The 23,249-nt window shown below is 45.7% G+C and carries 19 protein-coding genes; 5 read left to right on the plus strand and 14 right to left on the minus strand.

Annotation, left to right across the window (positions count from 1 at the left end; all coding sequences use genetic code 11):
- Positions 1-143: 143 nt before the first annotated feature.
- From JBF11_RS06410 to JBF11_RS06425, 4 genes are all read right to left on the minus strand, one after another.
- On the minus strand, positions 144-974 hold the full coding sequence (locus JBF11_RS06410; RefSeq protein WP_334314668.1) for a chemotaxis protein CheW: 831 nt from the start codon (positions 972-974) through the stop codon (positions 144-146).
- Between the two features lie 537 nt (positions 975-1,511).
- A complete protein-coding gene (locus tag JBF11_RS06415) occupies positions 1,512-3,791 on the minus strand; it encodes a flagellar hook-basal body complex protein (RefSeq protein ID WP_334314669.1) in 2,280 nt (759 codons plus the stop codon).
- A 60-nt stretch (positions 3,792-3,851) separates the two neighbouring features.
- On the minus strand, positions 3,852-5,132 hold the full coding sequence (locus JBF11_RS06420; RefSeq protein ID WP_334314670.1) for a flagellar hook capping FlgD N-terminal domain-containing protein: 1,281 nt from the start codon (positions 5,130-5,132) through the stop codon (positions 3,852-3,854).
- 12 nt (positions 5,133-5,144) lie between these two features.
- Positions 5,145-7,070, minus strand: coding sequence for a flagellar hook-length control protein FliK (locus JBF11_RS06425; RefSeq protein WP_334314671.1), 1,926 nt, complete (start codon positions 7,068-7,070; stop codon positions 5,145-5,147).
- 239 nt (positions 7,071-7,309) lie between these two features.
- Between JBF11_RS06425 and JBF11_RS06430 the strand changes: the two genes are divergently transcribed.
- From JBF11_RS06430 to JBF11_RS06440, 3 genes are all read left to right on the plus strand, one after another.
- Positions 7,310-8,842, plus strand: coding sequence for a Na+/H+ antiporter NhaC family protein (locus JBF11_RS06430; protein WP_334314672.1), 1,533 nt, complete (start codon positions 7,310-7,312; stop codon positions 8,840-8,842).
- 404 nt (positions 8,843-9,246) lie between these two features.
- Positions 9,247-9,447 carry a hypothetical protein gene (locus JBF11_RS06435; RefSeq protein ID WP_334314673.1) on the plus strand — a complete coding sequence of 67 codons (201 nt, stop codon included), beginning with the start codon at positions 9,247-9,249 and terminating at the stop codon, positions 9,445-9,447.
- 81 nt (positions 9,448-9,528) lie between these two features.
- Complete coding sequence (locus JBF11_RS06440) at positions 9,529-10,047, plus strand: Spy/CpxP family protein refolding chaperone (RefSeq protein ID WP_334314674.1); 519 nt, start codon at positions 9,529-9,531, stop codon at positions 10,045-10,047.
- 51 nt (positions 10,048-10,098) lie between these two features.
- Here the strand turns inward: JBF11_RS06440 and JBF11_RS06445 are convergent, their stop codons facing one another.
- The 10 genes from JBF11_RS06445 to JBF11_RS06490 all read right to left on the minus strand — a co-directional run bounded on the left by JBF11_RS06445 (position 10,099) and on the right by JBF11_RS06490 (position 21,582).
- Positions 10,099-10,818 carry a class I SAM-dependent methyltransferase gene (locus JBF11_RS06445; RefSeq protein ID WP_334314675.1) on the minus strand — a complete coding sequence of 240 codons (720 nt, stop codon included), beginning with the start codon at positions 10,816-10,818 and terminating at the stop codon, positions 10,099-10,101.
- The gene (locus JBF11_RS06450) at positions 10,815-11,777 is read right to left on the minus strand and encodes a tyrosine recombinase XerC (protein WP_334314676.1); all 963 of its coding nucleotides are present in this window, start codon (positions 11,775-11,777) and stop codon (positions 10,815-10,817) included. Before JBF11_RS06450 ends, JBF11_RS06445 begins: the two co-directional genes overlap by 4 nt.
- On the minus strand, positions 11,767-13,380 hold the full coding sequence (gene dprA, locus JBF11_RS06455) for a DNA-processing protein DprA (RefSeq protein ID WP_334314677.1): 1,614 nt from the start codon (positions 13,378-13,380) through the stop codon (positions 11,767-11,769). The genes JBF11_RS06450 and dprA overlap by 11 nt, the downstream gene beginning before the upstream one ends.
- A 3-nt stretch (positions 13,381-13,383) precedes the next feature.
- Positions 13,384-14,511, minus strand: a complete 1,128-nt coding sequence (gene ybgF, locus JBF11_RS06460; RefSeq protein ID WP_334314678.1) for a tol-pal system protein YbgF — start codon at positions 14,509-14,511, stop codon at positions 13,384-13,386.
- A gap of 278 nt (positions 14,512-14,789) precedes the next feature.
- Positions 14,790-15,002 (minus strand): 50S ribosomal protein L28, encoded by a 213-nt coding sequence (gene rpmB, locus JBF11_RS06465; RefSeq protein ID WP_334314679.1) that lies wholly within the window; start codon positions 15,000-15,002, stop codon positions 14,790-14,792.
- A gap of 145 nt (positions 15,003-15,147) precedes the next feature.
- Positions 15,148-16,104, minus strand: coding sequence for a hypothetical protein (locus tag JBF11_RS06470; RefSeq protein WP_334314680.1), 957 nt, complete (start codon positions 16,102-16,104; stop codon positions 15,148-15,150).
- Positions 16,105-16,212: 108 nt separating this feature from the next.
- Positions 16,213-17,940 (minus strand): L,D-transpeptidase family protein, encoded by a 1,728-nt coding sequence (locus JBF11_RS06475; protein WP_334314681.1) that lies wholly within the window; start codon positions 17,938-17,940, stop codon positions 16,213-16,215.
- Positions 17,941-17,950: 10 nt separating this feature from the next.
- Positions 17,951-18,544 (minus strand): orotate phosphoribosyltransferase, encoded by a 594-nt coding sequence (gene pyrE / locus JBF11_RS06480; protein ID WP_417168615.1) that lies wholly within the window; start codon positions 18,542-18,544, stop codon positions 17,951-17,953.
- Between the two features lie 7 nt (positions 18,545-18,551).
- A complete protein-coding gene (gene purB / locus JBF11_RS06485; RefSeq protein ID WP_334314682.1) occupies positions 18,552-19,844 on the minus strand; it encodes an adenylosuccinate lyase in 1,293 nt (430 codons plus the stop codon).
- Positions 19,845-20,241: 397 nt separating this feature from the next.
- Positions 20,242-21,582: a deoxyguanosinetriphosphate triphosphohydrolase gene (locus JBF11_RS06490; protein WP_334314683.1), complete on the minus strand. Its 1,341-nt coding sequence runs from the start codon at positions 21,580-21,582 to the stop codon at positions 20,242-20,244.
- Positions 21,583-21,684: 102 nt separating this feature from the next.
- Between JBF11_RS06490 and JBF11_RS06495 the strand changes: the two genes are divergently transcribed.
- Both JBF11_RS06495 and yedE read left to right on the plus strand, forming a co-directional pair.
- Entirely contained in the window at positions 21,685-22,089 is a 405-nt protein-coding gene (locus tag JBF11_RS06495) for an OsmC family protein (protein WP_334314684.1), read from the plus strand.
- A gap of 73 nt (positions 22,090-22,162) precedes the next feature.
- Positions 22,163-23,245 (plus strand): YedE family putative selenium transporter, encoded by a 1,083-nt coding sequence (yedE, locus tag JBF11_RS06500; RefSeq protein WP_334314685.1) that lies wholly within the window; start codon positions 22,163-22,165, stop codon positions 23,243-23,245.
- Positions 23,246-23,249: the final 4 nt, after the last annotated feature.

Consider the following 23,249-nt stretch of genomic DNA (forward strand, 5'->3'; position numbering starts at 1 on the left):
CCAAAGAAAATGCGCAATTGGGACGACGTTCAAAGCTATCAACAGCCCTATCCGCCAAAAAGCCGCCTCTTCTGTAAGAGGGGAGGTCACAGCTTAATCCTTAGTTACAGACTTTTTTCCGCGAGCTCTGCCGGCTCCTTTTTTTACCGCATGTTATTCATGAGTCTTTTGAATAATGCTTCCTGATTCAGATGATAAATGATGTCATCATCGTTTTTTCCTTTCAGAAATCGTTGGACTATGGAGCCGTACATCAAGCTTTCTTTTTCCACAACAACTTCTTCAAGGTTTGTCACAGCAACAACTTCGTCTACCGCAATAGCTATCTGTTGTATGTCTTCAAGTACGATGAGCATGGTCTGATATATATCTTTGAATATTGTCTTGGCGGAATCAAGCAAGCCGACAACAGTAACCATGTATTCATTCTCCACCTGACGAAGAATTTCCTGAATTTGTTCATTTTTTTCATCTTCAGGACAGTCTTTTTCCTGAATCTTGGCAACATCGAGAGCCGCGTAGTGCAATTTGTTGTGCGGTTCCCTGATTCTTTCCATATGGAACATTATCTTTTTGTTCGGATGATCGTATTTATCATACCATTTGCCAAAAGCGCACTGATGAGGACATGTGGCAAGAGGAAAATGGGTATTGTTTCTGACGGATTCCTTCAGAGTATTCACCCAGTTGATATGGTCTTGTTTTCTTTGATCCAGCATTTTGATAAAATCACTGTATTCCTTTATTCTGGTCGGTAAACCAAATACGGTGCGCAAGTCCAATATGGATATCACATGATTGCGGAAATTGATGGAACCGAATACTTCATCCGGCGTATGCGGTGTCAGTGTAAATTCTTCCATTCTTTGAATAGAGATTACGCTCGCACCGTCAACCGCACAAGTCATCTTTCCTACCTTGAAGACAATAAGCGGCATGCCGGGCGTACTGCTTTTTGGGGTGATATTATTCATAATTTAGTGTCTCGATATTATTAGATGGTTTATTTTATTGTATTATATGTATACTGTTAACAAAAAAAAACAAATCTCGCTTTACATCCATATCGGCAGTAACTGTCAGGTCTTTAGTGCAGATAATGCTAAAAATCATACTGTCCCCTACTGCTTACTGCCAAAAAACGTTTGTCTCATTTTCAGCATGATAAGAATAACATATCAATTCAAAAAAAACAACCGGTACGGATTGCTATAAAAAAAAGCGTACGGGAAAAATTTTCCCCATAAAAAAATCCTGAAAAACAATGGGGGCTTAAGTCATTATTTTTCGAGGACGAGTACTTTTTAACTTGTTCTAAGCTCTTTATGCCTTACGGCATGCCAACAACAAGTAAAAAAGCCCCCTTGAGGGAAAGGGGGCGAAATAAGCGAGTTGAGGGAAAACTCGTTGGAGTATGCAAGGAAGAATTATTCTTCGGGTTGGTAATTTTTGTGTTGTGTCACTCAGGCGAGCAATGTGCCCGCCCGGCTGACACCCACGTATTTTATTTATTATCTCTTCATGTTGATAACGGTTTCAAGCATGGTGTCAACCGTTGTGACCATTTTGCTGTTTGATTGGTAACCGCGCTGGGTTGAAATCATGTAAACCATTTCTGTGGCAAGGTCGACGTTGGATTGTTCAAGGGTGTAACTTGCTATATCGCCTAAGCCGCTGTTGCCTGCGGCACCCATTTTAGGATAGCCGGAAGCTCTTGTTTCGGAATAAAGGTTGTTGCCTTCGCGGCGCAGGCCTTGGGTGTTCACAAAGTCATACATGGTGATTTGCCAAAGGGGAAGGGTTACGCCGTTTGAATAAACGCCGTTCAATATACCGTCGGAATCGACTTCCCAGCTTGTGAGGTCACCGAAACCGTAACCGTTTTGAGCGTTGGAGCTTGAGAAAGCACCGTCAAGGTTGGTGGAAGCATAAGCTTCAATCACGGCAGGTTCTGTGAAATCAGCTAAAAGGTTGGCGTTGGCCGGATCCGCGGCGGAATACATATACAAATTCTTCGGAGAAGCTTTTTGCACGGCGTTTGTAATGGCATTTGACACTGCCGCTAAAGTGCCCGGGTCGGTAAAGCTGATATCCGTGCCAAGAGTTGCCGTCGTTCCGTCAGCAAGAGTTGCCGTTCCGTTTCTCAAATCAATAGTGATGTCCTGTGTTCCCTGATTGCCTGCGTTATCCACATAATTGCCTGCTTTAACTTTTACCGTCTGAACATTATACAATTCGAGGCTTCTCCACATATCGGCAATGGTAACCGTTCCGCCAGCCTTGTACTGGATAGCCGCCGTGGCATCGCCCTGAATATTTGTTAACAATGTATTCGTATCGGCTGGAACAGTTCCCCACAGGCTCAATCCGCTGACATCATAACGGCCGGTATTGATATTCCATTTGTCGTCCAATGAAGCGTCATACGTTTGATTCAGGAGAATGAATTCCGAACCGGTTGAAGGATCGTTCGCTTTATAGGCATTATTGAAAACATATGCATCAACGTTGAGGTCGGCGAGACTGCCTTGAGAAGACCAAGGTTGGGAAAGGTTGCTTGCACGAAGACCGAAGTTGATTTCCGTATTGTATTTTGCGCCGTTTTGGGTTCCGGAAGTCTGAGCGTCCAAAATACCGCTGAAGTTCGGGACGACGATCGGATAACCGCTGCTGGAAACGGGAGCGGGTTCCCAGTTGTTCATATCTGTCGGGTCAAGGCTGATAACATCCAAGTTATTCAATCCGCCCGCAGGGTCGGCTATGGATTCAAAAGAACCCGGGTTCTTTTCGGGAGTTTGCGTTCCGCCCCATGTGTAGGCTGATTGGTTCACAATGGCGCCTGCGGAGTTGAATGTGAGCGTGCCCGCCATGAGAAGTCCGCCTGCAGAAGTTGCGTTCACGTTTTTCAATTCACCGGTTGCCGTATCAAAGAATTGTCTTTTGTCTTCGGCAGGGTCCATGGTTACGATATATTCCCAAATTTCCTCACCGGAAGCGCCGCCTTCGTAATCGGTGCTTGAAACCTTATCAAAATATACGGTAACAGTGTGTTTTACGCCCGCTTCATCGAAAATCTGCATGGTTGTCTGTTCCGCATAGGAAGTCTGGGCAAGAGGAGGAACATTGTTGGCACGTTCCACATCATTGCCGTTCCATTGCTTAAAGAGGGCGGCAAAGGGGTTTTCGGTATTGACGGCGTTATCGCCGCCGGATTTCGGAAGCTGAACCTTGAAGTCCATTTTTGTGGTTTGTTGCGGGAAAACTGTGAAGGTATCAAGCTGAATATCAGTCGGAACGCCTGAACCTTTGATGGGGGAAGTAGAACCTTTTGCAGCGTTAACCATTTGGGCGTTACCGCCGGTCGCCTGCATGACGCCGCCGGAGTTGTCAATTCTCCAGCCTTGCAAAGCAAAACCGTTGGGGTCTTTCAAGTAACCTTCCTTGTCAAAAGTAAAGTTACCGGCCCTTGTGTAGTATGTTTCATCGGAACCGACAGCCTGCACTTGGAAAAATCCTCTGCCTTCGATGGCGAGGTCGGTTGCGTTTGTCGTGCTTTCAAAAGGACCTTGGTGGAAGTTGCCGATAATGGTGCCAACCTTTACGCCTCGGCCGATTTGGGTCTGACCTGCAAGACTGTGCGCATCCTGATAAACAAAGTCTGCGAAGTCCATGCGCTGGCTTTTGAAACCTACTGTGTTTATGTTGGCGATGTTGTTACCGACAACGTTCATCTTTTCACCGTGAGCCAAAAGACCGGAAACACCAGTCCATAATGTTGAAGTTACGCTCATAATAATTCTCCTTACCTTGCAATATTTTTTTCTATCCCCTCAGATAGATTTTTGGTTATGTTACTGGCTGATTAAGCCTTGCATATAATTGTTGATTGCGCTTGAGGCCTTTTGCTTCAAAGTCGGAGCTGTTGCCGGCGCTGCGTTTTTCAATCCGTCGGCAAGGGCTTGGCTGAAAGTCTTTTGCTGCGGAGCCGCATTTCTTGCAAAAAAAGCAGCAGGTTCGGCAGTTCCGCCGGAACTTTCAATCACCTTTGAAGTATCCAAGATTTCAATGGTTATTTTCTTATCACCCGTATAGGTCCATTGGTTCTTGCCTGCGTCTTTCCAGTTGTTTTGCCAGCTTGCGGCAGTCATATCGAGCTTGCCGTCCGTAATGGTCACACCAAGCTTTTCAAGAGCGTTCATGCTTTGCATACCTGCCGCGTCAGCACCGCGGATAACGGCTTCAATATGTTGGTAGTTGTCTTGCAGTTCGCCGTTTGCAATGAGGAAGTCGAAACCTTCGCCGCCGTCCACAAGCTTGTCGAAACTGTCGTAAACAATAATATCGTTGCCTGCGCCCGCTGAAATGGTATCTATGGCGCCTTCTTCACCGACGATGTAATCGTCACCGTCAGAACCGATATAATCTTTTCCTTGCGTTGCAGAACCCGTGTTTGTTGCTTCAAGAACTTCGCGCACATTGCTCAAAAGAACGGATCTTCCGCCTGTGAGGCTCAAATAGTATTGACCGTTATAAGAACTTGTGCCGGTAACGCGGCCTGATACTGAAGTATCGATATAAACCATGTCGCCCGCGCTGTTCTTGCCGGTAAGAGCCACGGTATAGGTACCGTCAGGAGCATTGGAACCGTCGGTCTTCTTGCCGTCCCATACGAAATCATGAATACCTGCGGACTGCGCGCCTAAATTTACGGTACGGATGATATTTCCGGAAGCGTCCAGGATATTGATGGAACAGGAAGCCATTTCTTCGCTGCCTGCAAATTGAATGAGAGAAACATCATCGCCGGACTTGCTGATGCCGTAACCGCGGGCAGAAACTTCCTTACCGATGTAATTGGTAATGCTGATTGAAGTCTGCATCGCCGTTTCATTTATCAGATTGGTGATGTTCTCATTGGTTTGCATGGATTGTTCCAATGCGGAGAATTGCGCCAATTGCGCGATAAATTCCTTATCTTCCATAGGGTTCAGCGGATCCTGATATTGGAATTGCGTGACAAGCAACATCAAGAAAGCTTCCTTATCAAGGTCGGACTTACCGGTTTTCTTATTATTCTCACCAGAATTGTTGTATGCGCTGTCCAATGCTGTGTTGCCGCCAACGTTACTCATAATAAAATCTCACTAAGCTATAATATGAAGACCTTGCAAGGAAGTATTTTCCTTTCCGGCCGTTATACTTCCCATATTATGCATATTGTGTGCCAAACTATCTTCACTGGAAGAGTTTTTCCTTGCTAACGCACGTAAGTAATTGAGATTTTGAAGATTTTCCCTAAAAGCCTGTTCGCTGTTGTGTTGCTGCATGCTTTCCCAATTTTGCCCTGTCTGGCTGTCTGAATGGTTGGAAAGCCCCACTTCCACATCGATGTTTTCAACCTTGAAGCCTTGATTTTCAAGCTCTTGGCGGATAGTGTCCAACTGCTGGTTGATAAGGGAGGCGCTTTCCGCCTTGTCCGCTTGGATAACGGCATTAATTTCCCCGTTCTTCATGGTAAGCACAACAGCCATTTGTCCAAGTTCCACAGGATTTAAAGAAACTTCCAAACGCTTCGCGCCGCTCTTCATCATGGTCAGCACGGTATCCTGCACTTGCGTGCGTAAGTTTTCAGCCGTATCGGAAAAATTTGCAGTCTGCACGTTTTCAAAAACCGGACCTGCCTGCACATTTTGTGCACCTGCCATGCCCGCCATTCTTTCCGCGCTGTGCTCTTCATTCCTGCTGCCGGAAAACGTATCGGAATGTTCTTTCTTGTTTTCCTGAGTATTTTTTACCGCTTCAACAGGACTGAAGCGTTCCGCCTGTTCCCTGCTTTGTTCCTTTTCTTCCGTCTTGCCGGCAAAAAACTTATCTTCTGCCTTTGCCGCCGCATCCCGTTCATCACGCACTATATTGGCGATGAGCGAGTTTTCCTGCTTCGCTTCCGCAAGCACATCGGTATCGCTCAGGCTGTCGGCTTGCTTGGTCACAATGCCCGGTTCCGCTTCATTTTGCGGGACAGCTGCCGCATTTTGCTTTACGGAAGAATGTTGCGCAGTCTCCGTATCCTGATTATTTTGAACGGGCTTTTGCGCTTGGGCGGACTTGTTCCGGCTGTCCTTTTCCTCGAGTTTTCTGCCGTTTACCGTACTGCGGTTTAAATCTTCGCCCATGACCTTGGTAATGACCGTATCTTCAATAAGAGTCTTTGAATATAAGACTTCCTTATTTTCCAACATCAAAGCGCGGCGTTCCTCCGCCTCTCTCTTTTGGGCGGATTCATACAAAGGCTTGAGGTTTTGCTCCAAGCTTTTCTTCATTACCGCAAAATCATTGGTCTTTGTTTCCAATAACGCCTGCGCGTCCTTAAATATCGCGTCCACCTGCGTGTTTGATAACGGCTTATTCTTGTCAAACGAAGCAAGGGTTTGCTGCATAGCCTTTTGCATATCTTCCGGAAGCCCCAGCGCCTTGCCGAGAGCTGAAAGTTCTTCCTTGCTCAGGGTTGTGGGATTTTGCTTAATGGAAGCGAGAAAGTTCTTCATACCGGAAAGAGAGTCCTGAAAGCGGATACTGTCGTACAATACTGTCGGCTGATTGGGGTTTGCCCTGCCTGCCAAATTTTGCAGATAAGCGATTTCATTTGTGTCAAGCGCCGCATTTCCGCCCTTTGTGCTTTGCGAAAGAACGGAAAGCAGGTCTTTCAGCGTGGGACCGGTCGGGCTGTTCATAATATCAGCCAAAGCGTTTTGAGCTTCCATGCAAACATTGTCATTTTGAAACGCCTGTGCCAGCTTGGTCAATTCCTCTTGATTGAAACGGGGTTCTTGCGGAGCAAAAAAGGAATAAATTTCCGCTTTCACGGAATAAGGAGAATTTTTTTCCTCATCACCATGAGAGGAATCATCATCCTTATCACGCTTTGCATAACGTTCCCCGCCGCTGTCCGCTTCAGATAACGCGCTGTCTAACTCATTGGAAAAATTAGACATTGAATTGCCTTGAGCCGTATAATCGGTAAAAATCGTTTCAGTATTCACGGTATCGGTTGAAATAGGCATTAATTGCATGGCAAACTCCTTTGCCTGTATAAAAGCAAATACCATGCCACTTTCGTTTCATGTGTCCTTTCCGCAAAAAATCACAAAAGTATTATAAAAAATAAAATTATTCCAACAAGATACAATATTTATCAAATACATAAAAAAAATATATACAAAACCAATCTCTTTCTATAAAATATTTGAGCAATCCGTATCAACTTCATTTTTTTAAGGATTTGATACAAAGTTTCATTTGAGAGGCAGTTATGGACCCATATTATGCAGGGTGGCTTTCCATTGTTCCACCTGTTTTGGCTATTGTGCTCGCCCTTATCACCAAAGAAGTCTTTTCTTCGCTTCTTCTCGGTATTTTAAGCGGCGCACTGATTTATTCCATTGGCGTTGATGCCGATTTCGTAGCTATCCACACTATTGACGTGACGTTCAAAACCATGGCTGAAAGAATCGATTTCAACATCATTCTTTTCTGCAGTCTGCTCGGAGCGTTGGTTTACGTTATTTCTTTGGCGGGCGGCACAAAAGCTTACGGCGTTTGGGCTACAAAACGCATTCGCAGCAGAAAAGCCGCCATGCTCTCCACCGGAGGACTCGGAGCAGCCATTTTCATTGACGATTATTTCAACTGCCTTACCGTGGGTACCGTTATGCGTCCCGTGACGGACAACTATAAAATTTCCCGCGCAAAATTAGCCTATATCATCGACTCCACAGCCGCCCCCATCTGCATTATCGCACCTATTTCAAGCTGGGCAGCCGCAGTTGGCAGCAACCTTAAGGCGACCGGCGCTTTCGACAGCGATTTTGCGGCGTTTGTAGCGACCATTCCTTATAACTTTTACGCTATCTTGGCTCTTGTCATGGTCTTCATGGTCTGCATGGGGAACTTCGATTTCGGTCCCATGTTCAAAGCGGAAAAACAAGCCCGTGAAGAAGGCGTCATCGGCGATACGGATAATCAGAACCATCAGCTCAACGCCTCCAACCGCGGCACTATTTACGACATGCTCATCCCCATTGTCAGCCTGATTGTTTTCGCCACCCTCGCCCTTTTATACAGCGGCGGGTATTTCGGCGACGACCCCGCCTACCATACCCTGGGAGCCGCCTTCGGGAACTGTTCCGCCGCACCTTCCTTGGTTTGGGGCAGTTTCGGAGCTTTGACCGTCGCGTTTTTCCTTTTCGTACCCCGCGGTCTCTTGACACTGCATTCCTTTATGGACGGCGCAACGGAAGGTATCAAAGCCATGCTCCCCGCAAATATGATTTTGGTGCTCGCATGGACTATCAGCGGTGTTTGCCGCAACCTCCTGCAAACCCCAGAGTTTGTAAAAACCCTGTTTGAAGCCGACGGCGGAGCAACTGCCGGCTTCCTGCCCGCATTCATCTTTATCGTGGCAGGCTTCTTAAGCTTCTCAACCGGTACGGCTTGGGGAACCTTCGGTATCTTAATTCCGATAGTCGTTCCCGTGGCGCAGGCTATCAATCCGGAAATCATTACGGTTTGCCTTTCCGCAACCTTGGCAGGTTCCGTTTTCGGCGACCACTGCTCCCCCATTTCCGACACAACCATTCTTTCCAGCGCAGGCGCGGGCTGCAACCATGTGCAGCACGTTTCCACACAGCTGGGTTATGCCATAATCGTTGCCGCATGCAGTTTGGCAGGCTATATCATCGCAGGCTTCACAGATGCGAATATTTGGCTCAGCCTCGGCGGCGCTTTGCTCATGCTGGTCATAACCGTTTCAATCCTGCACATGCGAAGTGCGAAGCTGGCATAAGGGAAATGGTTCCGACTTTTAGGAACAAATACTGAACGGATTTTTCATGCAAAACAACAGAAAGGGGGCATTAAGCTCCCTTTTTTTTGGACATATCCGACTGCCCGCCAAAATTCCGCAATGCCTTCCCCTTTTGCATTTGCCTTCCTTTTTTTCACCCGTTCCGCTTTATTATCAAAAAGAATATGCCGGAAGCACCCTATTGGATGATCTCCGCCGCTCCGCACGGGCAAATGTGTGTAAAAAAGAAACAATACGGAGTCCAATGTAACATTTTGTCCCATAATTTTATTCTCCAATTCCATACATAAAAATTGAATATCCAATAATTGCAATATGTTTTTAACTTTGGTATGCACTTTGCTATATTACAGACATACAAAGAAAAATCTCAGGAGCAAACAATGAAAAAAAATATGATTTTCGCTTCACTGGCACTTACCGCCGCAGTACTTGCCGGCATGAACCATGCATACGCTTATGACTACGGCAACTCCCATAGTGGCATAAACCATGAATACGAAGACAACGGAAATACGTACCACCACGGTTTCGGACACGGGCACAGAGAACACGGCGATTGTTATTACGGCAATGCGCAATGACAAATTACGTTCACCGTCCAAATACCGGTGATACCTATAACCAAACTCTACTGACAACGAAAAAACAATGAGGAATTATTTATGAAAAAAAGCATGATTTTCGGAACACTGGCAATTATGGCGATGACAGCGGCAGGCGCAGGCATAGCCGGCGCCCATAACCCTTATCATGACGGATACCGCAGCGGATACCACCGCAATTATGAATACGGACACGGCAATTACGGCTGCGACGGTTACAGGACCCCCCATATGTTCCGCGGCAGAAACAACGCCTATTACAATGACAATTATCAGGAAAACACACTCACAAAAGAACAAATCAGCCAATTGGACGAAATGCGTGAAAAGCACTTCAAAACCATGCAGCCTCTTTTTGAGGAACTTCGTCTAAAAAATATGGAACTTGACGTATTCCGCAGCAATCCCAATGTAAAACCGGACCAGCTGGACAAACTTGTCAGAGAAATCATTGCGCTTGAAAACAAAGTTGATTCCGAAAGACAAAATTTCAGAAGCCAAATAGGAGAAAAATTCGGCATTGAATATTCCCGCGGCATGGGCAGACCGATGTACAGAATGTACGATAACGGCAATTAATCGGAAACTTACCTGCATAACAAAAAAATCGGGGAAATTCTCCGATTTTTTTTATTTTCTCCGCAGTTCCCAAACATTCACGCCGGCAGGCAAAATATGTTCGGAAATTTTCGGACTTATCTCCGCATACACTTTTTCTACGGAAAAAGAAAAATTATTCGCTTCCGTTAAAAAATGCTGATAAATACTTCTGCCCGGTTCCGCTATCCAGAATAAGCCCTCATCGGTTAACGCATAATCGAGAAACGTCAGAATTTCCGGCATGGATTTTTTTTCATACGCAATATCAGCCGCCCAAATAAAGGAAAACGCTTTTTGCTCAACGCACGGATTTCGCCAATCAAGTTTCAGCGTGCAGAGTGAAGCCGAGTTTGCTTCTTCAAATTTCCGAATATCGTCACAAAAAGGCACTGTGTTTTTCAAGGCGTTGAAACGGGCTAAGTTTAAGGCGTTTTCTTCATAATCGCAGGCTAAGACTTTAGCCCCGCAGTGCACGCCGCAAAGAGCGGTGAACCCTAAACCGCACCCCAAATCCATGCAGGACAGCCCTTTTAAAATATCCCTGTTCCGCCAAAGCCACGAGGCAAGCCCGAAACTGGAACCCCATAATTCCGCCCAATAGGGCAAACGTTCATCATCATAAAACGCCTGCAAGGCTTCCCGATCATTATCCATATTCTCCCACAGGGTTTCCATGTCCGCGCGGTAAATATGCCACTGCCTGCCTATATGCGAAAAATGCACGCTGTCTTCTTCTTTGTAACACATCATTTCTTATCCCCAGCCTTGGTTAAATTTTCCGGAACCGTATCAGCCAAAGGATGGGCGTTATCATAACTTTTCATAAGCGCGTCCATATCCAAATGGGTGTAGCGCTGTGTCGTAGCGATTTTGCTATGCCCCAAAAGCTCTTGCACGGAACGCAAATCCGCTCCGCCTTCAAGCAGATGCGTGGCAAACGAATGCCTCAAATCATGAACGGAAACATGCGTCGCAATACCCGCTTTTTTACGGTAATATTCAATAATTCTGTTGGCTTCCCTGCGGTTAAGGCGCTTTCCCCTCTTGCCTATGAAAAAGGCTTTTTCCGTATGCTCCGAAGCAAGAGCAGTTCTTTTTTCAAGCCAGACCCGCAAGGCTTGGCGGCACGTGTCTGAAAGGGGCACAAAACGCTCCTTGCCGCCCTTTCCAAAAACTTTTATTTCTTTGCTCCCCTGCTTATAGTCCTGCACGTTCAAGGCAAGCGCTTCCGAAATACGCAAACCGGAACCATAGAGCAATTCCATCAAGGCATTGTCCCGATAAAAAAATTCATCTTCAAAATCCGTTTTTTCTTCATCAAGCATGCTGACCACCTGATCGACGTTAAGCATGGCGGGATGATGAATTTCCTGCTTAGGGTTCCGCACGCCGAGCATGGGGTTTTTCTGAACGTATTTTTTTTGCAGCATGAAACGGTAAAATGACCGCAAACAGGAAAGTTTTCTCGCCATGGAACTTTTATGTATTTTCTGCTTGTATAAAAAAACAAGAAATTCCTGAATATCTTTCTTGTGCACATTTTCCAGCTGCGCAAGGCTTTTCCCCTTTTCCCGCAAAAAAATTTCAAATTCCCGCAAATCAATGCGGTACGCGCTGACAGTCGCCGAAGAACAGTTTTTCTGAAATTCCAAATGGGCGAGGAAAAGAACAACATTTTTGCAAGCTTCAAAAGGTTCTTTATTCATCATAAACCCTATACCTCGCCCCTGCTTCTTTGATTATTGCGCCTTCAACTTCCAATAGCAAAAGTTCGGATGAGAGCGCCGCCATATCCGTTTCCGCTTGTCCAGACTGCAAAAACCGCATGATTTCGTCAGCGGATAACGCCCCGTTTTTCGCCAATATCCGCACAATGGGATTATCGCTTTGAAGTATCCGCCTTTTTTCTTTCTTTTTGGGCGCGGGTATTGCGAGGGTTGCGGGAGTCGCGGGAGTCGCAGAAGAAGCGCTCTTTTTCTTGGAACCGAGCTTTTTTGCAGGATTTTCTTTCATCAAAATATGCCGCGCCATTTCCCCGAAATCAAGGGACATGGGCATGAGTTCCTCGTCGGCTTTAGGACGGGCAAGCAATAAACGGGCCTTATTTTTTTTCTTGTCTGACGGTACGGGATAAATATGCGTTTCCTGCCGCGCATTATTCGTACCGCTCCGCTCCTGAGGCAAATCTTCGTTTTTTATTTGGGCGCTTTTTACAGAATTTTCTTCGCCTGTACCGTTTTTTGCGGAATGTTCCGCAGCCAAGCTTTTTTCTGCGCCGCGTTCCAAGCTGTTTTCATTTCGTATCGGCAACGCTGTATTATCGCTGATATTTCGTTTTTCGGCACTGTTTTTTCCCGAAGAGTTTTTTAACAGATTTTCATACTGCAAGGACAAATAAGGCACTAAATCCGCAACAATGGCATAACTGTCATCAACAAGCAAAGCACCCTCTTCAAGCAGTTTTTGTCCGCCGAGGCTGTGTTTTTCCGTCAAGGGACGGCAAACATAAACATTCTTATTTTGCTCCAAAGCAAGACGGGCTGTTATCAAACTGCCGCTTTTCAAAGCCGCCTCAACAATGAGGACGCCCTCCGAAATACCGGTGATAAGCCTGTTTCTGACAGGAAAATTTCGTGCACTCGCCTGCGCAAAAGGTGGAAACTCACTGATTAAAAGCCCGTGTTCGGCTATGCTGTGATATAATTCCTCATGCTTTTGCGGATAGACAACATCAATGCCGGTGCCTAGAACCGCAATGGTTTTTCCCTGCGCTTCCAAAGCCCCTTTATGGGCTGACCGGTCAATGCCGAGAGCCATTCCGGAAACAATGACAATGCCTAGACCGGACAATTCCCTTGCTATTTCCTCTGCTTTTGCTTCGCTTTGCCAAGAAGCTTTTCTTGAGCCGACAACGGCGAGGGCGGGCGAAGAAAGCAAAGCACTGTCGCCTCTTGCGTAAAAAAAAGGCGGCGCATCGATAATCTGTTTTAATGCAAGCGGATAACGGTAATCCGTCCACAAAACAATTTCGCAATCAATCTTGCGGGCGTCCTGCCATTCCTGCAAAGCTTTTCCGCGCCATGTGCCGTTCTTAAGACACGTGCGGGCAGCTGATGGAATTTTTTGGGCGAACGTATCGATATTGGCAAGAGCCTGTTTTGAAGACAAACATTCATACGCCTGATAGGCAGACCCGTAATGCCGCAGCAGCTTTGCCGATAAACGGGGACTCATTCCCCCGCAATAGCGCAAAGCAAGGCTAGCCCAAAATTCCTTTTTGGCTTGCCCGGTCAGCCTATCAAGAGCGTTCATGCCTTATTGCGCACCCATGGCTCTTGCTTTTTGCGCCGCGCCGGACTGCGGCCAATCCTCGATAAGCACGAGATAATGCAGGCTCGCATTTTCCTTATCCCCGAGGCGTGCGTAGCTCATCGCTGTTTTCAATAAGGAATCCGCTGTCTTAGGGTGCTTCGGATACCTTGTCTGCACTTCTTTGAAAGAGAAAATCGCCTGCGGATAAATAGCCCTTGCATACAAGGTTTCTCCTTTCCAATACAAGGCATTCGGCGCAAGCACATCTTGCGGATATTTAGCTAAAAACTCGTCAAAAACTTTTTCAGAAGCGGCATATTGCTTCTTCTGATACAAATTGTAAGCCTTATCGTATAATTGCCTGCTTGTCTGCGGCTGATCAGTTGTTTGAGCCGCCGTAGGAGGCTGATTCGCTTCAGCTTGAACCGTCGGTGCGGTTTGGTTTTGTACAGGCTGTGCCTGCTGCGCTTGAACCGCTTGTCCTGTTCCAGATTGCGTTCCCTGTTGCGCCTGAGCTGTTTGCCCAATCGTTTCAACCGTTTTTTCGGAAGCTTGCGCTGAAGTTTCCGCTTTCAGCTCTTTGCCTGCAGGATTTTGCCCGGCATTTGCCTTTTGTTCCGGCTGAGTTGCTGTCTGAACCGCTGTTTCCTGCGGTTTGCCGGAAGCCGCAATTTGTTTTCCGGTTTCAGCCGCTTGTTCCTGCTTTGGCGCTTCCACGATATTTTCTGTCACTTGCAGCTGATTTTTTTCTTCCGCCTTTGTTAAAGGCTGGTTTGCCAAATCCTGACTTGTCAAATCCTGACCTGTCAGCGCTCCGACATTTTTTACCGCAGAAGCCTCTTGTTCGGGCAATGGCTGCGGCTCTTCATTCTTTATTACCGCATGGGGCGAAGGCAAACTATCCACTGTGATATTTTTTTGCGGAACAGGCACGCCGCGGACTTTCGCGTCTTTTTCCAATTCGGAAATGCGCAGTTCGTTATCAACCATGATATCATAGGTTTTATTGTTGTAAACAAGCAGTGCGTCAACTTTTTCCTCTATACTTTCAAGGCGTTGGTTCTGCTGCGTATTGACAGAAGAACATGCGCTCAGCAACAGGACAGGCATAATATACAAAAATTTTTTCATATTCCCACACTCACACCAATAGCAATTTTTCTTATAAAATACCGTACAAGACCAACGCTGTCAAATAAAGAAATACCTTTTGGCTCCTTACTTGCTTTCAAGGTTACCGCCAAAAGCCCTAAACGTGAAGAATTGCTGAAAGCCCCCGCCCGTGCGGACCAATAACAAAAAAAGCCCTACAAAGTAGGGCGAATTTTGGAATACTCGTAATTAAACAATATGATTTGCATGAAGCGCGCAAAGCGGACGCTTATCAAACATATACATCAAACGTTTAATTATGCGTTGACATTTCTTGGGCTGGGTTTGCGAACAGCACCGGAACGGATGCAACGGGTGCAGCAAACGATTGTACGGACAGAGCCGTCGTCAAATTGATGGCGAACTGTTTGCAAATTTGGATTGAAACGACGTTTTGTTTTGATATTTGAGTGACTTACTAAATTACCAACTTGTGCTTTTTTACCACAAACTTCACATTGCTTAGCCATGATATTCCTCCAAAATTTTATACCATATGGTATTCTCGTATTTTTTGCCAATGGCGGATTATTTCCTCTATACCGTAAGGACTGTTAACTTTATACACTTATTTTATTAATTGCAAGCGATATTTAATGTTTTTCAAAAATTTAATTAACGAGCCAAAGGATAAAACTGCCTGAACACAACTTCGCCGTCAACAACAATTTCAAGAACAAGCTGCGCTTTTTGCCCTATCTGTATGCCTGCAAGCGAAGCTGTACTGCTTACATTCTTAAGATTTTTGATTCTGAAAGAATTATCCGTCGCTTTGGGTAATTCCTGCTGAACCATTTTTCCGTTCATTTGGCTGCTTACATAATATTTTTGCACGCCTTGCAAAAAGGCTTTCCTGCCTAAATTTTTCAACCGATATGATATGTTGACGTTTTGAGCGGCAACCCTCGCCTTCAATGCTTCAATCTCAACATATCCCAAATCGATTTTTTGCAGGGAAGGCTTTTCTTCCGTTTCAGCGGCGTTTTCTTCCCCTGCGGCTGTGATTTCTTCGGTCTCTTTTTTTGTATCCTCCTTAACGGATTGTACTTCTTCTTTTATTCCTTCGGCTTCCTTCATTGTTTTTTCTTGTGAATTTATTTCAGCCGTAAGTTTTTGTTCCGCATTTTCTCCGGTTTTTTCCCCCGCGCTCTCTTTTTCATCATCTTTTTCGATAATGTCGAAACTCATGGGTGAACCGGCTATGCTGTTCGCAAAATCGCTCATAAGAATATTCTTGTCGCCGTCTATGACCGGCAGAGCGTCAATATCCACAGTATCGGTGGGAACAAGAAGTCCGAGCATGTTGGGTGAATATTTTTGTAAAAAACGTTCCAAATTCGCTAAGCGCGCAACCGTTTGCTTATGCTGTTCGATAGTATGTTTAAACGCGGCGGTTTCTTCAAGAAGGGAGACATATTTATTAAACGTTGACAAACCGAACCAAACACTCACCACAAATAAAATCGGCACAATAATAAGCGAAGAAACAATAATTCTGAACGTTGCGGGAGAAAACCGGAAAGAATACGATTTTCCTCTGTCACGCATGATAATAATATTAAAATCACTCATAAACGCCTCATAAAGGAATGTTCCCCCAAACAAGCCTTTTTAATACAATCTGTTTTCCAACTCTAACCTATTCATTTTTTTTTTTTTTTGCGAGCATACCGCAGACACCTACAAACGCCGCCAGATTTCCTTATGTATCACCCAGCCGTCTCCTTTCGGATGCAGCGTCAATATTTTCATTCCTTTGTCCTTATACCCGGAAGAGTCTTCATAATCCTGCCGCATGGAAACTTTCAGCCCGTCTTTTTCCATAGCCATGTTCAAATCGGAAAAAACAACTTTTTTCGGTTTTTTCACGCTCCAAATCTCATTCTTTTGCCCGACGATTTCGTTTAAGCCTCTCCGGTTGTCCTGTACGGAATGCTGCCCGTAAAAAGAGGCATATTTTTCAATATCGGCGCGCTCCCATGCCAAGCGCCATTCTTCGATAAATTTCGGAGCTTCATTTTTAATTTTATCGTTCAGCATGTTTTCCAAGCCGACAGCTTTCGGCAGCCATTCCATCGCGGCGATCTTATATTCGCCCGTTTCACCGTCTTTCAGCCAATAAAGACGGCGTATTCCCTCGGTTTTATGGTTTGGCGCGACATACCATTGTTTAAACCATGAAACGTAATAGTCAGGTCCCTGCAAAACTTCCACTTCGCCGGCGGCGATGTAAATCCATGACAACGTTTCAAAAAGCCCCTGTTTCTGCGCTTTGAATTTTTCAAAGCTGCCGGAAGTCTTAGAATAGTTTTCCTTATCGTAAAACGTAAAAAAATCCGCCGAACGTTCCGCCCATGCATTGTTCCAATCAAGAGTCGCTTGGCGGATATACAATTCACCGTCGGAAACTTCCACGGGCTCCGCAACATAAGGAGCACTTATGGCTTTTTCACCGTCTTGCCCTGCTTCGGCTGTATCAAAACGGGCTTGTTCATCTTTCCCGGCATGGAACGTTTCTTCTGTTTTATATGCCGGTACTGTCGGAGATGTTGCCGCCGAAACTGCCGCCGAGCCTGTTGGAGAAACGTTTCCCGCTTGCCCGTTTTGCCCGTTCATTTCAGCATATTCAGCAGGTTCGAGAGGTTCGTCCGTTTCAACCGCTTTATTTTTTTCTGACGCATTACCGATATGTTCTTTTTCCTGCGGAAGAAAAAATTCGGAAAAAAGGCTTTTTTCCTCTTTTACTTCCAAGGCGCCTTTTTCAAGATTGTCAGTCTGCGAAACAATGTCGGCCTCCGCTTCGGTAAGAGCGGAAGCGGAGCTTTTCACGAAAGTTTCTCCGGAGAGTTTTTTCACGTTTTTTTTCTTTGCAAGCATTTTCTCTTTATGGAAACCGCTGTGAATGCCTTGGGCGATAACCACGGGGGTTCCGGACTGCAAATACTTGCCGAGAAATTCGATATCCGCCAAATCAATGGCGACACAGCCCTGCGTCACTTGCCCTTCAATGGGATTGCCCTTGCTGTGTATCCAAATTCCGCCGCCTGTCTTGCCGCGGAGTTTGTCGATGGGATTGGGGTAGTTCAAAACATAAGCATGATTGCCGTACATTTCAAAATCAAGGGGAACTTGAATTTTGCCGCGCACGAAGTATACGCCCTCCGGTGTTTTCAAATCTCCCTCGACTTGCTTATCGCCCTCTTTTTCCCCATGTATACTGGGATAATGCAGGCGGATAATTTCTCCGCCTTTTTTTTCCAAATAAAAAAATTCGTCTTCACCCTTGTCCACAAGAATCAGACTTTCATCCAAAGCCGTTTCCGGTAAGCGGGCTTCCCATGCCGCAGCAGGATTGCAGGCGGAAAAAACAAACACCAAGAAAAAAACAAGCAGTCTGCAAAACATCATACGTCCAATATCAGCTTCCGGCTAACGCCAATAATTCACTGCGGCGGAAAAGGGAATGAAGCTCATACCCTGCCGCTTTTATCGCTTCGTTTCCGCCCTCTTCACGGTCAAGCACAGTGCAAAGCATGCCGATTTCAAAGCCTGCCTCTTTAACCCGTTCGCAGGCTGTCAAAAGAGAACCGCCTGTCGTGACGACATCTTCCAGCATGGCGACCGGTTTTCCCGTTTGCAAATTGGAAAGCCCCTCCAAATATTGGTTTGTACCATGCCCTTTCGGATTTTTCCGCACAATGAACGCGGGAAGCGGCCTGCCGAGCTGATAAGAGATCACGCTCGTTGCGGTCACAAGGGGATCCGCCCCCAATGTGAGCCCTCCGACAGCGGTAACAGACGGATTATCTTTTAATAAATGATTGAAAAGGTGTCCGATTAAAAATGCTCCTTCAGGGTGCAAAGCGGTTTGTTTTCCGTCAAAATAAAAATCGCTTTTCCTGCCGGAAGTGAGCGTAAACTCACCTTCCCTGTAAGAACGTTCATAGAGCAGCTTTGCAAGACGTACCCGCATTTCTTGGATATTGATGTTTTGGATGTCGAAATTTTGCATATTCCACCTATTCGAAAACCCTGTCTAAAATCATTTGTTCATAACGGGTATAATAACTCAAATCAAAAACAGTATCTAAAACTTCAGCGGATAAGACCTTTGAAATCTTTTCACTGCGGCGCACGATATCGGGAAACATTTCTTCGCTTTCCCAGCTTTGCATGGCGCATTCCTGCACCATCACATAGGATTCCTGACGGGGCATGCCGTGGTCGACCAAAGCGGTAAGCACGCGCTGGGAGAAAAACAATCCGTAACTTCCCCATAAATTTCTCTCCACATTACGGGGAATAACACGCAAGCCGTCAAGAAGATTTGTCAGACGGTGCAAAACATAATCCATCAAGATTGTGGAGTCCGGCATAATCACCCGTTCAACAGAAGAATGGCTGATATCCCTTTCATGCCATAACGCTTGGTTTTCCATGCTTGCCAAAGCATTGGTGCGGATAAGGCGGGAAAGCCCGCACATATTTTCAGCGGAAATGGGATTTTTCTTATGAGGCATTGCGGAAGACCCTTTTTGCCCTTTGCCGAAGCCTTCTTCCACTTCATGAACTTCCGTCCTTTGCAAATGGCGAAGCTCGGTGCAAATCCTTTCAATACCGCCGGCAGCGAGTGCCAATGCCGTAAAATAATTCGCATATCTGTCACGCTGTACGATTTGGGAAGAAATACTGTCAGGACGAAGTCCCAAAATTTCACAGGCGCGTTCTTCAATATCGGGGGATAAAACCGTATATGTTCCGACAGCTCCGGAAAGTTTTCCCACACGCACATCTTCCAAAGCCTGCCCGAAACGTTCCTTATGACGTTTAAATTCCGCATAAAACCCTGCGAATTTTAAAGAATAGGTGGTAGGTTCGGCATGAATACCATGCGTTCTGCCCATGCAAATCAATCCGCGGTATTTTTCGACGCAATTTTTCAAGGTATTCAGCAGCTTGTCATAACCTGCCAAAATCATTTCTCCGGCTTCGACAAGCAAAAGCGCGTTTGCCGTGTCCACAATGTCGGAAGACGTGCAGCCCAAATGAATGAAACGGGATGCGGGACCGACTTTTTCTTCCAAGGAAGAGATGAACGCTATCACATCATGCCTTGTCACTTCTTCAATTTCAGCAATGCGTTCAGCATCGACAGCCACTCTTTCCCGGATTTCTTTCATGCTTTGAGGGTCGATACGCCCTTTTTCAAACCATGCCTCGCAAACGGCAAGTTCCACTTTGAGCCACGCCTCATAACGATTTTCCAAAGACCATAAATCAGCCATGTCAGCCCGGCAATATCTCTCAATCATACACGTATCCTACATTTATTTATGTGTTAACTTCTTTTCGGGAAATTTAAACTCACAGTTTCATTTAAATGCAAAAGCACACCTCAAAAGCCCTTCGTCATTCTTTGTGAGGCGGTTTAAAGAAAAAGGTTTTGCCCAAAAAGAGCAAACCCCTTTCATACAAACATACTATTTTTTCGCAGCTTTTTTTGCTTCGCGAATGCGTTCTTTCAAACGTGCGATACGGCGATGACGGCGGCGATCCAGTTCTTTTCTGCGTTCCACTTTTTTATGAGCCATTCTAAACCTCCATAGATATCATAGCTGATTTGGTGCTATGCTTTAACAATTTTATTATCATAGCGTTATTTTCATATTAAGTAAAGCAATAAATCCGCTGACTTAAATCTTTTCATTTCTAATGCATCCTGCCGCCCCCGGCAAACTGGTTGGCGATAAAAGTCGCATAAGCGTCCGTCATGCCGGTAATGAAATCAATGACAATCAAATATGCCTGATAGGCTGTATACTTTTTCTTTAAAATATGATTGCCCATGAGGCTGATAGCCCTTGTTTCACGATAGGACAAATCCTTGCCGCCGACAAAATTGTGCACGGCGGGAACAAGCACGTCCAGCAGCTGCTTGTACACGCTGTATGAGCCGATTTCCAAACTTGTTTTTTGCGGATGCTTTAAAATAATCTCATTGAAACATGTTTTTGCGTTTTTCATGTATTCCCGCACAGGTTCGCTGGCGTAATCCATATACGGATTAAGAAATTCACCCTGCATGAGAGCCGCATACCGTTCTTTGCCAACTCTGAAAATGTCCTCCACCAAAACTTTGATGACAAGAGAACGCAAATAACTCATTCTCGCCCTGTCCGAATGCATGGACCGAAGCCTTTCCTTGTCGATATTCAGCAAGTCCCAGACAGGAGTAAGCACTTCGCATATTTCCTCATAACGCAAAATGCCGAGTTCCCGGGCATCTTCCATATCGATGATACGGTAACAAATGTCGTCGGCGGCTTCCATGAGATATGATAACGGATGACGCAGGAAAACATGTCCTTCTTTCAACAAGCCAAGTTCCGTGAAAATCTCCGCGAACAAATCCGCTTCGCTTTGATAATAATTGAATTTTTTAGACTTTTTTTCCTTTGCTTCATAAGAAGAACAAGGATATTTCACAACGCTTGCGACAGTGGGATAACTTAAACGGAACCCGCCTTGCTCCCGTTCGTTCTCCACAGCGTTGATAACACGGAACCCCTGCGCATTGCCGTCAAAACACTGAAAATCCAAAAGCTCGCCATGCGTCAAGCAGCTCACATATTTTTCGTTTTGCACAGCGCAAAACCAGTCTTGAACGGCATATTCCCCGGCGTGCCCGAAAGGCGGATTGCCGATATCATGGGCAAGACAGGCGGACTGCACAATTTCGCCTATATGGTAAGGCTCCGTAAAACACGGCAAATCGCCCCGTTCCGCTAAAAAATATCCGTACTGCGTGCCAAGCCCGCGCCCAACGGAAGCAACCTCCAAGGAATGGGCGAGCCGCGTATGCACATGGTCGTTCGTCGTCAAAGGGTGGACCTGCGTTTTTCCCGCCAAACGCCGAAAAGAATCGGAAAAAATAATTCTGTCGTGGTCAACGATGAAAGGACTTCTCGCCTTATTTATTTCTTGGACGCAATTCTTGCCGTATCGTTTCGGCGATAATAATTTTTCCCATATATTTTGATATGTTCTCATAAAATTCCTTTGTTCCTGCATGCAATAGCGCTTGCATTCTCCTGTCTTTCACCGTAAAAATATCTTAACTTTCAACTATATGCAACGATAAAGGAGAACCCTATGCCAACAGTCATTTCTCTTTACAAAGGCGGATTGCGCTGCGCGAGCACCCATTTGCAAAGCAATGCGGAACTTGTCACGGACGCTCCGACGGATAACCAGGGAAAAGGGTCAAGCTTTTCACCTACCGATTTGGTTGCCACGGCTCTCGGCACATGCATCATGACCATTATGGGCGCATATGCAAACAAAAACAACCTCGATTTTGAAGGTATGAAAATGGAAATCACCAAAACCATGCAAAGCGAGCCGCGCCGCATTAAAAAAATCGACATTCTCATCACCATGCCTGAAATCGAATTATCCGCCCTTCAAAAAGCTGATTTGGAAACCATCACCCGTTCCTGTCCCGTTTGCCTCAGCTTAAATCCCGAAATAGAAAAAAATATTTCTTTTGTTTGGTAAATTTTACCGACGACATCAGGTAAATTTGCCTCAAAAGATACATAAATTGTACAAGATAAGGAGGTTAAAATTAATGTACAATTTTTTTAGTTCCTCAAAAGGAATTATTCTTACAGGCTTATTTATCGGAATTGGCGCTTTTTTGCTCCAATTTTTAGGCAATCCGGCAAACATGGGCATTTGCGTTGTTTGCTTCACCCGTGACACCACCGGCGGAATCGGTTTGCACAGAGCGGAAATCGTGCAGTATATCCGTCCGGAAATCATTGGCTTTGTTCTCGGTTCTTTTGCAGCCGCTCTCGCCGCAAAAGAATTTCAACCCCAAAGCGGTTCTTCTCCGGTCATCCGCTTTGTGCTTGGAATAATCACAGGAACAAGCGCCTTGGTTTTTCTTGGCTGTCCTTGGCGCATGGTCCTGCGTATCGCAGGCGGTGATTTAAACGCGGTGGTCGGATTATTCGGCTTCGCTTTTGGAATTTTTATCGGCACACGCTTTTTCAAACACGGTTATACCTTGGGAAAAAGCATGCCTATTTCCAAAAAAGCGGGCTATGTCTTCCCCCTGCTTATGCTCGGTTTGCTCCTTTTATTAATCTTCAGCCCCGAGAAAGACGGTTCCGTTTACAACGGACTGATTTACTACTCCCAAAAAGGTCCGGGTTCAATGCACGCACCGCTCTTGATTTCTCTCGGTATTGCTTTTATTGTGGGCATTATCGCCCAAAGAAGCCGTTTTTGCACAATGGGAGCGTTCAGGGATATTTTCCTTTTTAAGGAAACACACCTTTTTTCCGGTCTTTTCGCTCTTTTCCTCGCAGTTTTCATTTTGAACATCATTGCGGGAAAATTCAGCCTTGGCTTTGAAAACCAACCCATTGCGCATACCGACCATGTTTGGAACTTCCTCAGCATGCTTACTGTCGGTTTTGCCGCCGCGCTCGCAGGCGGCTGCCCCGGTCGCCAATTCTTCTCCAGCGGAGAAGGAAACAACGACTCCGCAACCTATATCATAGGTTTGTTCGTCGGCACCGCTTTCGCCCATAATTTCGGCATAGCCAGTTCCGCGGCGCAAATCGGACCGCACAGCATTTTCGCCGTTCTTTTCGGACTGTTTATTTGCTTTGCGATAGCATTTACCCACATTAAGAAGAATTAGGAAG

Origin of the sequence: Taurinivorans muris, from assembly GCF_025232395.1 — a bacterium.
Taxonomy (GTDB): Bacteria; Desulfobacterota; Desulfovibrionia; order Desulfovibrionales; family Desulfovibrionaceae; genus Taurinivorans; species Taurinivorans muris.

Excerpts from the sequence above, each read along its gene's own strand:
- JBF11_RS06410 (WP_334314668.1), bottom strand. The coding sequence starts at position 974 with ATGAATAATATCACCCCAAAAAGCAGTACGCCCGGCATGCCGCTTATT.
- JBF11_RS06415 (WP_334314669.1), bottom strand. The coding sequence starts at position 3,791 with ATGAGCGTAACTTCAACATTATGGACTGGTGTTTCCGGTCTTTTGGCT.
- JBF11_RS06420 (WP_334314670.1), bottom strand. The coding sequence starts at position 5,132 with ATGAGTAACGTTGGCGGCAACACAGCATTGGACAGCGCATACAACAAT.
- JBF11_RS06425 (WP_334314671.1), bottom strand. The coding sequence starts at position 7,070 with ATGCAATTAATGCCTATTTCAACCGATACCGTGAATACTGAAACGATT.
- JBF11_RS06430 (WP_334314672.1), top strand. The coding sequence starts at position 7,310 with ATGGACCCATATTATGCAGGGTGGCTTTCCATTGTTCCACCTGTTTTG.
- JBF11_RS06435 (WP_334314673.1), top strand. The coding sequence starts at position 9,247 with ATGAAAAAAAATATGATTTTCGCTTCACTGGCACTTACCGCCGCAGTA.
- JBF11_RS06440 (WP_334314674.1), top strand. The coding sequence starts at position 9,529 with ATGAAAAAAAGCATGATTTTCGGAACACTGGCAATTATGGCGATGACA.
- JBF11_RS06445 (WP_334314675.1), bottom strand. The coding sequence starts at position 10,818 with ATGATGTGTTACAAAGAAGAAGACAGCGTGCATTTTTCGCATATAGGC.
- JBF11_RS06450 (WP_334314676.1), bottom strand. The coding sequence starts at position 11,777 with ATGATGAATAAAGAACCTTTTGAAGCTTGCAAAAATGTTGTTCTTTTC.
- dprA (WP_334314677.1), bottom strand. The coding sequence starts at position 13,380 with ATGAACGCTCTTGATAGGCTGACCGGGCAAGCCAAAAAGGAATTTTGG.
- ybgF (WP_334314678.1), bottom strand. The coding sequence starts at position 14,511 with ATGAAAAAATTTTTGTATATTATGCCTGTCCTGTTGCTGAGCGCATGT.
- rpmB (WP_334314679.1), bottom strand. The coding sequence starts at position 15,002 with ATGGCTAAGCAATGTGAAGTTTGTGGTAAAAAAGCACAAGTTGGTAAT.
- JBF11_RS06470 (WP_334314680.1), bottom strand. The coding sequence starts at position 16,104 with ATGAGTGATTTTAATATTATTATCATGCGTGACAGAGGAAAATCGTAT.
- JBF11_RS06475 (WP_334314681.1), bottom strand. The coding sequence starts at position 17,940 with ATGATGTTTTGCAGACTGCTTGTTTTTTTCTTGGTGTTTGTTTTTTCC.
- pyrE (WP_417168615.1), bottom strand. The coding sequence starts at position 18,544 with ATGCAAAATTTCGACATCCAAAACATCAATATCCAAGAAATGCGGGTA.
- purB (WP_334314682.1), bottom strand. The coding sequence starts at position 19,844 with ATGATTGAGAGATATTGCCGGGCTGACATGGCTGATTTATGGTCTTTG.
- JBF11_RS06490 (WP_334314683.1), bottom strand. The coding sequence starts at position 21,582 with ATGAGAACATATCAAAATATATGGGAAAAATTATTATCGCCGAAACGA.
- JBF11_RS06495 (WP_334314684.1), top strand. The coding sequence starts at position 21,685 with ATGCCAACAGTCATTTCTCTTTACAAAGGCGGATTGCGCTGCGCGAGC.
- yedE (WP_334314685.1), top strand. The coding sequence starts at position 22,163 with ATGTACAATTTTTTTAGTTCCTCAAAAGGAATTATTCTTACAGGCTTA.